The sequence below is a fragment of the Ralstonia sp. AU12-08 genome (assembly GCF_000442475.1).
Lineage (GTDB): Bacteria > Pseudomonadota > Gammaproteobacteria > Burkholderiales > Burkholderiaceae > Ralstonia > Ralstonia insidiosa.
The window spans coordinates 409,234-425,082 of sequence record NZ_ASZV01000047.1; the positions used below are offsets into that span (position 1 = coordinate 409,234).

Sequence of the window (15,849 nt, forward strand, 5' to 3'; positions counted from 1 at the left end):
GATTTGCCGGCCACAAGCTTTGGCAATGGCAGCTACGGATAGGAACCCACATGGCTACAACCACCCTCGGGGTCAAGCTGGACGATGCTTCGCGTGAACGCCTCAAGCGCGTTGCGCAGTCCATTGACCGCACGCCGCACTGGCTGATCAAGCAGGCGATCTTCACGTATCTGGATCAAGTGGAGCGGGGGCAGCTGCCAAATGACGTAAAAGCAGACGCAAACGGCACGGCGGCGGATGGCCTCCCGTCCGCCGCCGCAGCCGTCTCGGATGTGCACGAGGGTGATGACCCTGCGGTGCAACCGTTCCTCGAATTCGCACAAAGCGTGCAACCGCAATCGGTGCTGCGCGCGGCCATTACCGCCGCATATCGCCGGCCGGAAACCGAAGCCATTCCGATGCTGCTGGAGCAAGCCCGTCTGCCGGCCGCGCTCGCCTCGGAAGCCAAGCGGCTGGCACGTGATCTCGCCGGCAAGCTGCGTACACAAAAGGTTGGCACCGGCCGCGAAGGTCTGGTGCAGGGCCTGATTCAGGAGTTCTCCCTGTCGAGCCAGGAAGGCGTGGCGCTGATGTGCCTGGCCGAAGCGCTGCTGCGCATCCCCGACAAGGCCACGCGCGACGCACTCATCCGCGACAAGATCAGCAACGGCAACTGGCACTCGCACGTCGGCCAGAGCCCGTCGTTGTTCGTCAACGCCGCCACCTGGGGCCTGCTGCTCACCGGCAAGCTGGTCGCCACGCATAACGAAGCGGGGTTGTCGAAGGCGCTTACGCGCATCATCGGCAAGAGCGGCGAGCCGCTGATCCGCAAGGGCGTGGACATGGCGATGCGCCTGATGGGCGAGCAGTTCGTCACCGGCGAGACCATTTCCGAAGCGCTGGCCAACGCACGCAAGTTTGAAGCCGAAGGCTTCCGCTACTCCTACGACATGCTCGGTGAAGCCGCCATGACGGAGGAAGACGCGCAGCGCTATCTCGCGTCGTACGAACAGGCCATCCGCGCGATCGGGCAGGCTTCGGGCGGACGCGGCATCTACGAAGGGCCGGGCATCTCGATCAAGCTGTCGGCGCTGCACCCGCGCTACAGCCGCGCGCAATACGATCGCACCATCAACGAGCTGTACCCGCGCGTGAAGGCGCTGGCCGTGTTGGCGCGTGAATACGACATCGGCATCAACATTGATGCGGAAGAGGCCGACCGCCTGGAGCTGTCGCTCGATCTGCTGGAGCGCCTGTGCTTTGCGCCCGAGCTGGCCGGCTGGAACGGCATCGGCTTCGTGGTGCAGGGTTACCAGAAACGCTGCCCGTTCGTGCTCGACTACATCATCGACCTGGCCCGCCGCAGCAAGCACCGCCTGATGATCCGCCTGGTCAAGGGCGCCTATTGGGACAGCGAGGTCAAGCGCGCTCAGGTCGAGGGCCTGGAGGGCTATCCGGTCTACACGCGCAAGGTCTACACCGATGTGTCGTACCTGGCCTGCGCGCGCAAGCTGCTGGCGGCGCCGGAGGCGATCTTCCCGCAGTTCGCCACGCACAATGCCCACACGCTGGCTGCGATCTACCAGATGGCCGGCCAGAACTATTACCCCGGCCAGTACGAGTTCCAGTGCCTGCACGGCATGGGTGAACCGCTGTACGAGCAGGTGGTCGGCAACAAGCCCGGCAAGCTCAACCGCCCGTGCCGCATCTACGCGCCGGTTGGTACGCATGAAACGCTGCTGGCTTACCTGGTGCGCCGTCTGCTGGAAAACGGCGCCAACACCTCGTTCGTGAACCGCATTGCGGACGAGTCGATTTCTCTGGACGACCTCGTCGCCGATCCGGTGGCGGTGGTGGAACGGATGCACGCCGATGAAGGGACGCTCGGCATGCCGCATCCGAAAATTCCGCTGCCGCGCCACCTTTACGGTGACGTTCGCGCAAACTCGTCGGGCATTGACCTGGCGAACGAGCAGCGCCTGGCGTCGTTGTCGTCCGCCCTTCTTGCTGGCACCAGCACGGTCTGGACCGCCGCACCGACGATCGGTGACGCATCGTACGTGGGCGGCACACCGCAACCGGTGCGCAACCCGTCGGACCTGCGCGATGTCGTTGGCCACGTGACCGAAGCCACCGAGGCCGACGTTGATGCTGCACTCGCTGCTGCCGCTGCTGCCGCGCCGATCTGGCAAGCCACGCCGCCGGAAGCGCGCGCCGCGCTGCTCGATCGCGCCGCGGACCTGATGGAAGGCGAGATGCAGCACCTGATGGGGCTGATCATTCGCGAAGCGGGCAAGACGCTGTCCAACGCCATCGCTGAAGTGCGTGAAGCCGTGGACTTCCTGCGCTATTACGCAGCGCAAGTGCGCGGCGGGTTCTCGAACGACACGCACCGCCCGCTGGGTCCGGTGGTCTGCATCAGCCCGTGGAACTTCCCGCTGGCGATCTTCACCGGCCAGGTGAGCGCGGCGCTGGCCGCCGGCAACCCGGTGCTGGCCAAGCCCGCCGAGCAGACCCCGCTGATTGCCGCCCAGGCCGTGCGCATTCTGCGCGAAGCTGGTGTGCCGGCCGGTGCCGTGCAATTGCTGCCGGGCCGCGGCGAGACCGTCGGCGCGGCGCTGGTGAAAGATGGGCGCACCAAGGGCGTGATGTTCACGGGCTCCACCGAAGTCGCGCGCATTCTGCAACGCACGCTGGCCGGTCGCCTGGATGCCAACGGCGCACCAATCCCCCTGATTGCCGAGACCGGCGGTCAGAACGCGATGATCGTGGATTCGTCCGCGCTGGCCGAGCAGGTGGTGGCGGACGTGCTGTCCTCCGCGTTTGATTCCGCAGGCCAGCGTTGCTCGGCACTGCGCGTGCTGTGCGTGCAGGACGACGTGGCCGACCGCGTGCTCACGATGCTCAAGGGCGGCATGGCCGAGTTGGCGATGGGCAACTCGGATCGCCTGTCGACCGACGTGGGCCCGGTGATTGACGCCGAAGCGCGCGACAACATCGTCGGCCATATCGAAGCGATGCGCGCCAAGGGCCGTCGCGTGCATCAGACGCCAGTGCCAGAAGCCTGCGCGCACGGCACCTTCGTACCGCCGACCGTGATCGAACTCGACAGCCTGTCGGACTTGACGCGCGAAATCTTCGGCCCGGTGCTGCACGTGGTGCGCTGGAAGCGCTCAGCAGACAACGCCGGCCTGACCAAGCTGATCGAGCAGATCAACGGCACGGGCTACGGTCTGACGCTGGGCATCCACACGCGTATCGACGAGACCATCGCGCACGTGGTGGACCGCGCGCACGTCGGCAACCTGTATGTGAACCGCAATATCGTCGGCGCTGTGGTGGGCGTGCAGCCGTTCGGCGGCGAGGGCCTGTCGGGCACCGGCCCGAAGGCGGGCGGCCCGCTGTATCTGCTGCGTTTGCTGTCGACCTGCCCGCAGGACGGCATGCGCACTGCGCTGTCGCTCACCGCGGGTGCTGGCACCGAAGTGGACACCGAAGCGCGCCGCGCACTGCTCGCGCCGTTCGATGCGCTGGTTGACTGGGCACGCAAGCAGTCGCCCGTGGCGCAGTTGGCCAACCTGACGGCGCTGTGCGAACGCCTGGCGGCTGCCTCGGCCACCGGTGCCACGGCAACGCTGCCGGGCCCGACGGGTGAGCGCAATACCTACACGCTGTTGCCGCGCGAAGCCGTGCTGTGCGTGGCAGTGGATCCGGCCGACTGGCTGCGCCAACTGGCCGCCGTGCTGGCGGTCGGCAGCATGGCTGTGGTGCTGGAAAACCCTGCTGTAGAAGCTGTGTTGCGGGAGTTGCCGCCGGCAGTACAATCGCGCGTCCGTGTGGTGCCGGCCCTGGATGGGGCCGAGTTCGACGCGGTGCTGCACCATGGCGATTCGGACCATCTACGCGCCATCTGCGAAGGGCTGGCACGACGCGCCGGCCCGATCGTGGGGGTGCAAGGCCTGCCGCACGGCGGGGAAGGGCTGGCGCTGGAGCGCCTGCTGATTGAGCGTTCGCTATCGGTCAATACGGCCGCGGCGGGTGGCAACGCCAGCCTGATGACCATCGGCTGACGGGGAGCACGAGCAGGATTCGCGGTTTCACCCACACGACGGGTGCGGGTGGAATGCGAAGCGGGAGGAGGGCGACGGCGATCCCGTCGCGCTATTGATCCAAATTGCGTTTGAACTAGGAGACGCACAAATGAAACTGAAACAACTGTGGGTGGCGGCCGCACTGTGTGCGCTGGGTAGCGCAGCATCGGCGCAGGAAGTCATCAAACTGGGCTTTGCTGCCCCGATGTCGGGTCCGCAAGCGCAATACGGCACGGACATGAAGAACGGTGCGACCCTGGCTGTTGAAGAGTTCAATGCCACGCACCCGAAGATCGCCGGTAAGGAAGTCAAGTTCCAACTCATGGCCGAAGACGACCAGGCTGACCCGAAGACGGGCACTGCTGTCGCACAGAAGCTGGTGGATAGCGGCATCAAGGGCATGCTCGGCCACTTCAACTCGGGCACCAGCATTCCGGCATCGCGCGTGTACAACCAGGCCGGCATCGCACAGATCGCCATGGCGACGGCTCCGGAATACACCAAGCAAGGCTACAAGACGACCTTCCGCATGATGACCTCCGACACCCAGCAGGGTTCGGTGGTCGGCACCTTCGCGGTCAAGAAGCTGGGCTACAAGAACATCGCCATCATTGACGACCGCACCGCCTACGGCCAAGGTCTGGCTGACGAGTTCGAAAAGGCTGCCAAGGCTTCCGGCGCCACCATCGTGCGTCGTGAGTACACCAACGACAAGGCCAGCGACTTCAAGGCCATCCTGACGCAGATCAAGAGCAAGAACCCGGATGCCGTGTTCTACGGCGGTGCCGAAGGCCAATCCGCGCCGCTGCTCAAGCAGATGCGCGAACTGGGCATCAAGTCCACGCTGATGTCGGGCGAAATGTCCAAGACCGACGAATTCATCAAGCTGGCCGGCCCGCAAGCGGCTGAAGGCATGGTGGCATCGCTGGCTGGCCTGCCGCTGGAGCAGATGCCCGGCGGCGCGGGCTACAAGCAGCGCTATGAGAAGCGCTTCGGCACGCCTGTGCAGACGTACTCGCCGTACGCTTACGACGGCGCGATGGCCCTGATGAAGGCCATGGTGGCTGCCGGCTCGTCGGACCCGGCCAAGTACCTGCCGATCCTGGCGGCGACCAACGCACAAGGCGTGACCGCCAAGCACTACGCCTACGACGACAAGGGCGACCTGAAGGACGGCGGCATCACCGTCTACAAGGTCACCGGTGGCAAGTGGGCACCGCTGGAAAGCGTGGGCGGCAAATAAGCCCCCGTCGACCGGCTCTGCGCCGTTCGCAGCATGAGAAGCCGCCCTTCGGGGCGGTTTTTCTTTGTCCGGCGCCGGCTGGTGCAAACACGCTAATTCTGCGATCTTCTTCAAATATCTTTCATCTGATATCAAATATCGTGTAACGCGATCTCATCGCGTGTCAGTGCTTGACTGACTTTCCCGTTTGGGTGCTTCGGGTACCATGTCGCCCATGACAGGACTTCACGATCTCTTCCCTTCGTGGCCCCCCGCTCCGGGCGGCCTGTTCTGGATCGGGCTGGCGCTGGTGGGCGCGGCGCTGTGCGGCGAGTTTGCGCGCGTGGCGCTCAGGCTGCCGCGCATTGTCGGCTACGCGGTGGCGGGGCTGGCAGCCGGGGTACTCGGTCGTCCGCTGATCGACGCCGACATGCTCGACCAGACCCACATCCTGATCGAGATGGCGCTGGCGCTGGCGTTGTTCGAGCTAGGGCATCGGCTCTCGTTCGAGTGGCTGCGCGCCAACCGCTGGCTGCTGCTCACCAGTGGTTTCGAGAGCCTGCTGACCTGGGGCCTCGTCACCTGGGTGTTGCAACTGTTTGGCGTGGCAACACCGGTGGCGGTGGCGGCCGGTGCGATTGCGGTGGCGACCTCGCCCACCGTGCTGCTACAACTGAAGAACGAACTGCGCGCCGAAGGCCAGGTGACCGAACGGTTGCTTTCGCTGGGGGCGCTCAACAGCATCTACGCCAGCGTGCTGGTGCCGCTCACCGCCGGCTGGCTGCACTCTGAATACGGCCACTGGGCTGCCGCGCTGATCCACCCGCTCTATCTGCTGGCAGGCTCCGTGCTACTCGCTTGGGTGGTCGGCAAGGCGGGCCATGCGCTGTATCACCGCATGGCGGGTGACGATCACTACGCGTTCCTGGTGCTGGTGGGCTTGGTGCTGTTTGCGCTGGCGATGGCCAAGCTGCTGAAGCTGTCGGTGCCGCTCACGCTGTTGCTGGCGGGCGTGGTGTTCAAGCACCAGGATGCGCACCCGCGCGTGTGGCCGTCGCACTTCGGCAGCGCGGGCAGCATCCTGATTGTGGTGATGATCGTGTCGCTTGGGCTGCCGCTCACCGCGTCGGATTGGGCCATCGGCGGGGTGGCGGCAGTGGCACTCGTGCTGGCGCGCTTTGTCGCCAAGCTGGCGGGTACGACGGCGCTGGGTTCGTTCTCGGGGCTGTCGATGCGCCAGAGTGTGGCGCTGGGCCTGGCGCTGGGGCCGATGTCGGGATTGTCATGGTTGTTGATGCACGATACGGCGGCGCTGTATCCACAGACCGGCGCGCCGCTGGCGGCCATCATCCTGTGCACGCTGGCGATCCAGCAGATTGCTGCGCCCATCCTGACTGCACGGTCGCTGCGCTGGGCCGGTGAGGTGCGTCAGGACAACGACCATCGCTAAGAGGTAGGCATGTCGCTCGAACCGTTCTCGAAATCCGAAGCCCTCACGTTTGGCGTTGAGCTGGAGCTGCAGCTCGTCAATCGTCACGACTACGACCTAGCCTCGGCATCGCCGGACTTGCTGCGCATGCTCAAGGGCAAGGAGTACCCCGGCGACATCAAGCCGGAGATCACCGATTCGATGATCGAGATCTCCACCGGCATCTGCCACAGCCACGACGAGGCCCTATGGCAGCTGCGCGAGATGCGCGACCGCATGGCCGAAGCCGCCACGGCGCTGAACATCGGCATCTGCGGCGGCGGCACGCACCCGTTCCAGCAGTGGAGCCAGCGCACGATCTCGCAATCGCCGCGTTATCAGTACATCTCGGATCTGTACGGCTATCTGGCCAAGCAGTTCACCGTGTTCGGTCAGCACGTGCACATTGGCTGCCCGAACCCCGACGACGCGCTGTACCTGCTGCACGCCATGTCGCGCTACGTGCCGCACTTCATTGCGCTGGCCGCGTCATCGCCGTTTGTGCAGGGCGTGGATACCGGGTTTGCTTCCGCGCGCATGAACTCGGTCAGCGCGTTCCCGATGTCGGGCCGCGCGCCGTTCGTGCTGACGTGGGACGCCTTCATCGCGTACTTCGACAAGATGCACGCCACCGGCGTGATCGAAAGCATGAAGGACTTCTACTGGGACATCCGCCCCAAGCCCGAATTCGGCACGATCGAAGTGCGCGTGATGGACACCCCGCTCACCGTTGAGCGCGCCGCCGCCATTGCCGCCTACATCCAGGCGCTGGGCCGCTGGCTGCTGCTCGACCGTCCGTTCACGCCGGTGGAAGACGACTACCTCGTCTACACCTTCAACCGCTTCCAGGCGTGCCGCTTCGGGCTTGCGGGGGAATACGTCGACCCGGCTACCGGCAATCGTGGCGCGCTGGCCGATCACATCCTGGAAACCAGCAAGGTGCTGTCGACACACGCCGAGGCGCTGTCGTCCGAAGGTGCGCTCGACATGGTGCGTGAGGTGGTGGAAGCGCGTGACACGGATGCGGAGTGGATCCGCCGTGCCCAAAACGAAACCCGCAACCTGCACGAGACCGTGCGACGGGGTTGCGGGCGGTGGACGCAGGCGGCAACACAACCTGCGTAAGTGGAGTGACAGCGCTTGATCAGTGAGCGGGGCGCACCGCCAGCACGCGGCGTGCAAACGCCCAGCAGATCAGCGCGAACACGATCAGCCCCAGCCATTGCGCGGCGCTTTCAAACGACGCGCCGACAATCGCCAGCGGCGCATCGGTGCCCGTGGTGCCGATGATGGCCGCCATCAGCACGCCCACCAGGCTTTCACCCACGATCAGGCCCGAGGCCAGCAGCACGCCGTGGCGGCTCGGCACCTCTGCATAGCGCTCGTACGGCACGCCGGCCGCTTGGGCACGCCTGGCGAGAATCTTCTCAATGATCCACGCCAGCACGGCACCGATCACCAGCGGCGCGCTCACCGTCGGCGGCAGGTAGATACCGATGCCCACAGCCAGCACCGGCAGCCGTGCTGCACCGCCGCGCCGCTTGAGCACCCAGTCGATGGCGATGAGGATGGCGCCGACGATGGTGCCGGTAATCACCATGTTCCATTCCAGCTTGTGCGTGAAGATGCCGGTGGCGATGGCCGTCATCAGCGTGGCCTGCGGTGCGGACAGCGCCTGCGCGGCATCCATGCCGGCACGCGGCAGCGCACCCGGGAAGCCGTACGCGTTGTAGAGCAGTTCCAGCACCGGCGAGATAACCGCCGCACCCGCCACGCAGCCAACCAGCAGCGCGACCTGCTGGCGCCACGGCGTGGCCCCGACCAGCCAGCCGGTCTTCAGATCCTGCAGGTTGTCGTTGGAGATGGTGGCCACCGCCACCACGGCCGACGTGGTGAAGATCGCCAGCGCAATGCCCAGCTTGCTAGCCTCGGGCGAACCGACGATGCCGTTGTCTGCCCCCACGGCCAACAGCAGCAGCGACACCAGCGTGATGGCGATCATGCCGATCCCCGAGATGGGGCTTGAGGACGAGCCGATCAGCCCGGCCATGTAGCCGCACGCCGCCGCCACCAGAAAGCCGAACACCACGGCAAACACCACCGCGCAGGCGATCAGCGTCCAGCGCGAGCCGGCCGACAGCATGGTCGGCGCCAGGAAGGCTGCAAAGGTGATGACCAGCACCACCACCATTGCCAGCGTGACCAGCAGAATCCAGCGTGGCGCCATGTCCTGTTCGGTGCGCTGGCGGGCATCGCCTTGCGGGCGCAGGCTGCCGAACGAGCGCTTGACGCCTTGCACCACCGGGCCGATCAGCGTGCCGAGCGTCCACACCGCCGCCACCGCAATCACGCCCGCACCGATGAAGCGCACCTGCGTGCGCCAGACATCTGCACCGAAGGCGGCGAGCGCTTTGCCCTCCGGCATCGGCGTGATGGCAGTCAGATACGGCACGGCGATGCCCCAGGCGATCACCAGGCCCACCAGCATGGCCAACCCGCCCATCAGGCCGATCAGGTAGCCCGCACCCAGCAGCGCCGTCGAGAAGCCCAGCGGCAAACGCACCACCGAGGCCCCTGCAGCGAACCACCAGCTCGCCCCTTCGCCCAGCACACGCAGGCCGCTGGTCGCAAACGCAACGATGGCCGCGACAATGCCGCCCGCCGCCAGATCGCGCATGCCGGTGGCCGCCGGCACGGCATCGCCACTGGCGGCCTGTGTGCCGTCAGCGGATTGGCCGCTGCCCACGCGCAGGATTTCCGCCGCGGCCACACCTTCGGGGTAGGGCAGATCGCTCTGCACCACCATGGCGTGGCGCAGCGGAATCGTGAACACCACGCCCAGCATGCCGCCGGCCATGCAGACGCCAAACGTTTGCCAAAACGGAAAGCCCTGCCAGTGGCCAATCATCACCAGGCCCGGCAGAACAAAGATGATGGAAGACAGCGTCCCGGCTGCAGACGCCTGCGTCTGCACCATGTTGTTCTCGAGGATGTTGGTGCCGCCGAGCATGCGCAGCACCGCCATCGAGATCACGGCGGCGGGAATCGCCGATGAGAACGTCAGGCCGACCTTCAGGCCCAGGTACACGTTCGAAGCGGTGAAGATCACGGTGATGATGGCACCGAGGATCATGCCGCGCAGCGTCAACTCCGGCAGCGTGGCTGCCGGTGTGTGCTTGAGAGGACGAGGAGATTGCATCCTGCGGGTCTCCGATGAGGGTTTTTGTGGCCCGGATTATAGGAGGGGCGGGATGCGACGGGACGAATGATTTGTTTTGAGCTTCCTCTAAATTGCGTACGGGCGCACGGCGGATCCGTGGGTGGTCGTCTTCGGTGGGAGGCGGGCTTGTGCCGCGCCCATCGACACGCGGCAACACCGGCTGCTCAACCGACGCTCAAGGCCGCCAGAGTGTCGCGTGTTCCGGGCGCAGATCCCGATCCAGCACGGCCTTCAGGTCGCAGACCACGAACCGCGCGTGAGGCTTGACCAGCGATGCAATCAAACGCCAGCCGCCGTCCCGATATTCGGCATGCGGCACCGCCAGTACGATGGCATCGGCAGGCTCGGCCTCGGCCAGCGGGGTCAGGTGGAGGCCATACGCCTGTGCCACCTCGTCGCTGTTGGCCAGCGGATCAACGATCTGCGTGCGGATACCCAGCCTGTTGAGCGCTTTGACGATGTCGATCACTTTCGAGTGGCGAACGTCGGGCACGTCTTCCTTGAGCGTGGCGCCAAGCACCGTCACGATGGTCTGCGGATGCAGCAGGTGGCGTTTCGTCATCCAGTGGAGCAACTGGTCGACAACGAACTGCGCCATGCCATCGTTGGTTTCGCGGGCAGACAGGATCAGGCTGGCATTGAACCCGGGGGGGATCGCCCCGTGCATCAGGTAATGCGGATCGACCGAAATGCCGTGACCGCCAACCAGGCCCGGCCGGAAATCCACGAAGTTCCACTTGCTGCGCGCGGCGTCCAGGACGTCATACGTATCCACGCCGAGCGTGCTGAGCTGCTGTGACACCTCATTCATCAGTGCGATGTTCACGTCGCGCTGCGTGTCTTCCAACACCTTGGCAGCCTCAGCCACCTTGATGCTCTTGGCGGGATGCACGTGTGTGATCACGCTGTACAGCTTCATCAGCGTGTCACGCGTCTGCGGCGTGTCGCCCGAAACAATCTTGGTGACGGTGGTGAGCGTGTGCTCGCGATCGCCCGGGTTGATGCGCTCGGGCGAGTAACCAACGTGGAAGTCATGCAGGTGCTTCAAGCCGCTGTGCCGTTCGAGCAGGGGGATGCATACGTCTTCGGTCACGCCAGGGTAGACCGTGCTCTCGTACACGACGGTCGCACCCCGCTGTATGTGCCGGCCTACCTCGGCGGACGCTTGTTCCAGGGGGCGGAGGTCTGGTACCCGAGCCTCGTCGACTGGGGTCGGCACGGCGACGATGATGATGTCGGCCTGCTTCAGTACCGATGCATCGGTGGTCAGTTGTATTGGCGCGCTTAGCAACGCATCGCGAGAGAGCTCGCCGGTGCGGTCGTAGCCTTCGCGCAACTCCGCCACGCGCGTGGCGTCGATATCCACGCCCCACACACGGAAATGCCCTGAGAGTGCGTGTGCCAGTGACGCACCGACGTAGCCGAGGCCGACAACGGCGACGCAGTGCGGTGCCGGCGCAGTTTCAACCGGGGCTGCGCCGTGGATGGGAGACGCGGGGGCAGCGAGTTGTGGCGCTAAGACCGAAGATTTCTCGCGAGAAGGCACTGAGTTTCCCTCATAACGTAGTGCGGCCGCATGCGACGAGGGTGTCCCTTGAAGGGTTCTCTAGAGCAAGCGGACGACCCGGTCGAGCGAACTGATCCTGTCGCGACACATTGACTCGGGCGGCACGGGATTGAATGTGTCAGACGTTATGCCCAGGCAACATGTGCGTGTATGAGAATGCTCCGATGTTGCGGCGTGTTTGCGTGAAGTCTCGTGTCGTGAACATTAAGCGACCACATCAAACATGCAAAACGGCCAAACCGCCAAGCCCCCGAGCAACAACACTCGCGAACCAACGGTTTGGCCGTTCCCACCCGATGCGGCGCCGTTCTTTACTGACGTTCTTTAGCAGCAAGACAAAGAAAGTGCGTCAGCCCCGGCAGGGGACGAAACACGGGATGGACCACCAAGGCCCAAGCCCAAATCAGCACTCCACAATATTCACAGCCAACCCACCGCGCGCCGTTTCCTTGTACTTGGTCTTCATGTCCGCCCCCGTCTCCCGCATTGTCTTGATCACGGAGTCGAGCGAAACGTAGTGCGTACCATCCCCCCGCAACGCCATGCGCGCCGCATTCACGGCCTTCACAGACGCCATCGCATTGCGCTCGATACACGGAATCTGCACCAGCCCGCCAACGGGATCGCACGTCAGGCCGAGGTTGTGCTCCATGCCGATTTCAGCCGCGTTCTCGACCTGTGCAGGCGTGCCGCCCAGCACCGCAGCCAGCGCCCCTGCAGCCATTGAACACGCCACGCCCACTTCACCCTGGCAACCCACTTCCGCACCGGAGATGGACGCATTCATCTTGTAAAGCATGCCGATCGCGCCCGCCGTGAGCAGGAAATCCACGATGCCGTTGTCGTTCGCGCCGGGCACGAAGCGATCGTAGTAATGCATCACCGCCGGGATGATGCCGGCCGCGCCGTTGGTGGGCGCCGTCACCACACGCCCGCCCGCGGCGTTCTCTTCGTTGACGGCGATGGCGTACAGGTTCACCCAGTCGATCACCGACAGCGGATCGGACAGCGTGCGCTCGGCCTGCACTGTGAGCCGCGAATACAGCTCAGCCGCACGGCGACGCACGTGGAACGGGCCGGGCAGTTCGCCTTCCGTGCGGCAACCGCGCGCCACACATGCCTGCATCACATGCCAGATGTTGAGCAGACCGGTGCGCACCTCGGCTTCCGAGCGCCAGGTCAGTTCGTTCTCCAGCATCAGGCGGGCGATCGACTTGCCCGTCGATTCGCACATCGTCAGCAGTTCCTTGCCGCTGCGGAACGGATGCGGCAGTTGGTCATGCGCCGACAGCACTTGCGTATTCGCCGCGCCGGCTGTCACGACAAAGCCGCCGCCCACCGACAGATAACGCGCCTCGCGCAGCCGTTCGCCGGCCGCATCGAAGGCGTGGAATTTCATGCCGTTCGGGTGCTCGGCCATCGCCTCGCGGCGGTAGAAGGCGATGTGTTCCTTCTCGGTAAAGCGCACCGCATGACGGCCCAGCAGCGATAGCGACTGCGATGCGCGCAGTGCTGCCAGCTTGGCGTCGATGGTGTCGGGGTCGATGGTGTCCGGCGCCTCGCCCATCAGGCCGAGGATGACACCGCGGTCTGTGCCGTGGCCCTTGCCAGTGGCGCCGAGTGAGCCATACAGCTCCACGCGCACGCTGGCCACTTGCGGCATCAGCCCATCGGCTTCGAGGCCCGAGGCGAACATCAGCGCGGCGCGCATCGGCCCGACGGTGTGCGAGCTGGACGGGCCAATGCCGATCTTGAAGAGGTCGAAAACAGAAACAGCCATGGGGTAGGGCTCCGGGGGCGTTAGTGAGGGCAAGTTGGCTTGTGGCCAGTTGCGCCGGGTTGTTGCGTGCCCGCTGTCTGCTGCAATGATGCGCCGATCAGCGTGCCGCGCACAGCGCCAGCCAATCGGGCGCGGTGGCGGCCAGCCGTTCGGCCAGCGGGCGGTAGTTCGGGTCCAGTCGTGCGGCTTGCCAGTAGAGCGTGCCGGCGCTTTTCGGCTCCCACGTACCGGAGAAGCCGGGCAGGCCCGCATCGGCGCGCGTCTTGTCGAACGCGACGTGCGAGTGAACGTACTCCTCGTGTGTACGACTGCCATCGGCATACGGCACGAGCCAGTCGATGGCGGCGGCGAGTGTGGCGCCATTGCTTGCGCGCTCGCGCAGCCAATGCTGGCTGAACGGCTGGACGGCAATCGCAGCCATCGTCAGCGGCTCCAGGTCGTAGACGACGTAGTGCAGCGCATCGCGGTCTTCAAAGTCTTCCACTGAGCCGTCGGGGCGCATGTTGTTGGCGAGTTGCCGCAGGAACAGGCGATGTGTCTGCTCGATCAGCGCGCGGTCGCCCAGCGCGGCGGCCGACATCGCCATCAGCTTGATGCGGTGGCTCTGCCAGTTGTTGACCCACGTGTGGGACAGCGGCTGGCGGGCAGCGTCCGTGCGCCCGATGTAGCCCTCGGCCAGCGTGCGCAGGAAGCGTTGCGTCTCTTCCCGCGTGCCGGGTGTGAGGCCGTCGCGGGCGAGCGTGTAGGCCTGGATCAACGCATCGAACTTGGTTTCGTCGATCGGGTTGAAGCTCGGTACATACGTGCCGACCCACGCGTGCAGGAAGGTATCGACCTGCTCGGCGAAGCGCTTGTCGCTGGTGAGTCGCCAGGCCAGCGCGGCGTCGCGCATGACGGGAAAGTCCCGCGCGGCCGCAACGGATTCGTCGTAGATGCCCTGATGCGGCAGCGTGCCTTCGGTATGCAGGCGCGGCAGCGGATGCGGGGTCTGTCCAAGGTGCTGCGTCGCGCGAGCAATCAGCTTGGCGGCAGCCGGGTCGCCGGACTGCGCAGGCGAAACGCTGCACCAGTCGCGCGCCGGACCTGCCGGACCATGTGCACCGGCATACACAGATGCCGCTGCTCCCGCTTGTGTCGGCGAGCATGCGCTGCACACCGCAACGGCGGCAGCACAGGCAAGCAGGCGAAGGAGCGGGGCGCGGTGGAACATCGGCATGGAAGGGTCTCATCAGTCAGGTGAACGGTCGTCACCTTACTTGGCGAGGCACCCAAAGGGGTGAATTGTCAGGGCAAGTTACAACGGTTGCGCTAGGTTGCTAATGTGATGGGCCAACACCTGAAATTCCTGGGCGCTTCGGGGGCAGGCAGGCTGACCGCGCAGCAACGGACTCCAACCACGTCAGTTGGGGATGTCTGTAGTTCCCTGTCTTGTGAGCAATCAACTCATGCAAGGGCAGCGTGACGACAGTATTTAGACTCGGCACAGATACATAAACTGGCTGCGAGGCAGGTTCACCATCTGGCCTGGGAAATAGATCCGGATCATCAGAAATCTGCAGACCGCCAAGGTGTTTGCCGCCGAGAGACAGGTGATAGCCAAAGCTCTGCTCTGATAAGGCAGTTGTCAGTGTGATTGCATTCGGAAGTGATATCAGCTCTTGCCATGGTTCCTTTGGTGAAGTGGATGCGAGCATGTCCGAGTAACCCAGCAACTCTGGGGCGGCAGCAGTTTCGTCCTTGCGCCATAACACTGCTCTGAGCTTGTCCGCATAGGAACTCTCAACGTAACGATCTCCTCCACTGCAAACACCCAAGCCGAGTGCGAGCTTGGCGAGGAAGCGTCGCTCAAAATTCACATCCCATGTGATCTTGCCGGACCCCTGCCTACCAGGAGCAAAAACCCTATCTCTGATGAACTCGAATCTAGAATCCGCTCGTGTTGGGAAATCGAACCCGAGGCGTTCCATGGCATGTCGAGTTGCGTCATCGCCGGGCGTGGAAAGCAAAAACTTGCGGACCTTCTTGTACTTCTTGAAGTGATCAACGATGGAGCGGAGTGTCACTTCAAGCCAAAACGGCTCGACAGTAGTGAGGGAGACATACGCTACGGAGGACTCTTTGCGGGCGCGCACGGGATCGCCGCCGGCGACCCCCAAAAAATCGTCCGATGCATCGCGTGGCCGAAAATGCAGCACTTGTTCTCCGCACGGGCCGAGCCAGACTTCGCAAACGTCTTCGTCTGCTTCGCTGCTGAATTCGTTAGTCGGACCTAAGTAGACCAGCGGAATAGGTCGAGGTGTATCGGACTCTAGATAGGCGTGACCGGAAATTGCCAGGAAATTACTGATAAACCAGTTACGTCTAAAAATTCTGTCGACGTAGCGCCCCAGCAGACTATTGCAGCCCTTACAGCAGTGTTGAGTTTGAAGCTCCTTGGGGGCGAAATCACCCCCAAGGCACTGTGGTAGCACATGCTCAAGTGAACCGACTGAGATGATCTCCGCACAGTAGACGCACTTCAT

At 64.4% G+C, this 15,849-nt stretch carries 9 protein-coding genes; 4 read left to right on the forward strand and 5 right to left on the reverse strand.

Annotated elements, in window-relative coordinates:
• Positions 1-50: 50 nt before the first annotated feature.
• The 4 genes from putA (at position 51) to C404_RS54105 (ending at position 7,885) form a co-directional block, all read left to right on the forward strand.
• On the forward strand, positions 51-4,049 hold the full coding sequence (gene putA / locus C404_RS54090; RefSeq protein ID WP_021197181.1) for a trifunctional transcriptional regulator/proline dehydrogenase/L-glutamate gamma-semialdehyde dehydrogenase: 3,999 nt from the start codon (positions 51-53) through the stop codon (positions 4,047-4,049).
• Positions 4,050-4,179: 130 nt separating this feature from the next.
• A complete protein-coding gene (locus tag C404_RS54095) occupies positions 4,180-5,313 on the forward strand; it encodes a branched-chain amino acid ABC transporter substrate-binding protein (RefSeq protein WP_021197182.1) in 1,134 nt (377 codons plus the stop codon).
• A gap of 205 nt (positions 5,314-5,518) precedes the next feature.
• Positions 5,519-6,742 (forward strand): cation:proton antiporter, encoded by a 1,224-nt coding sequence (locus tag C404_RS54100; RefSeq protein ID WP_021197183.1) that lies wholly within the window; start codon positions 5,519-5,521, stop codon positions 6,740-6,742.
• A 9-nt stretch (positions 6,743-6,751) separates the two neighbouring features.
• Positions 6,752-7,885 (forward strand): YbdK family carboxylate-amine ligase, encoded by a 1,134-nt coding sequence (locus C404_RS54105; RefSeq protein WP_021197184.1) that lies wholly within the window; start codon positions 6,752-6,754, stop codon positions 7,883-7,885.
• Positions 7,886-7,904: 19 nt separating this feature from the next.
• Here C404_RS54105 and C404_RS54110 read toward each other — a convergent pair whose 3' ends face one another.
• The 5 genes from C404_RS54110 to C404_RS59610 form a co-directional block, all read right to left on the reverse strand.
• On the reverse strand, positions 7,905-9,959 hold the full coding sequence (locus tag C404_RS54110) for an OPT family oligopeptide transporter (RefSeq protein ID WP_021197185.1): 2,055 nt from the start codon (positions 9,957-9,959) through the stop codon (positions 7,905-7,907).
• Positions 9,960-10,155: 196 nt separating this feature from the next.
• Positions 10,156-11,466, reverse strand: coding sequence for a nucleotide sugar dehydrogenase (locus tag C404_RS54115; protein WP_049286214.1), 1,311 nt, complete (start codon positions 11,464-11,466; stop codon positions 10,156-10,158).
• A gap of 484 nt (positions 11,467-11,950) precedes the next feature.
• Positions 11,951-13,327 (reverse strand): L-serine ammonia-lyase, encoded by a 1,377-nt coding sequence (locus tag C404_RS54120; protein WP_021197187.1) that lies wholly within the window; start codon positions 13,325-13,327, stop codon positions 11,951-11,953.
• Positions 13,328-13,424: 97 nt separating this feature from the next.
• The gene (locus C404_RS54125) at positions 13,425-14,537 is read right to left on the reverse strand and encodes an alginate lyase family protein (protein WP_374754723.1); all 1,113 of its coding nucleotides are present in this window, start codon (positions 14,535-14,537) and stop codon (positions 13,425-13,427) included.
• A gap of 106 nt (positions 14,538-14,643) precedes the next feature.
• Positions 14,644-15,849, reverse strand: coding sequence for an HNH endonuclease (locus C404_RS59610; protein WP_080981275.1), 1,206 nt, complete (start codon positions 15,847-15,849; stop codon positions 14,644-14,646).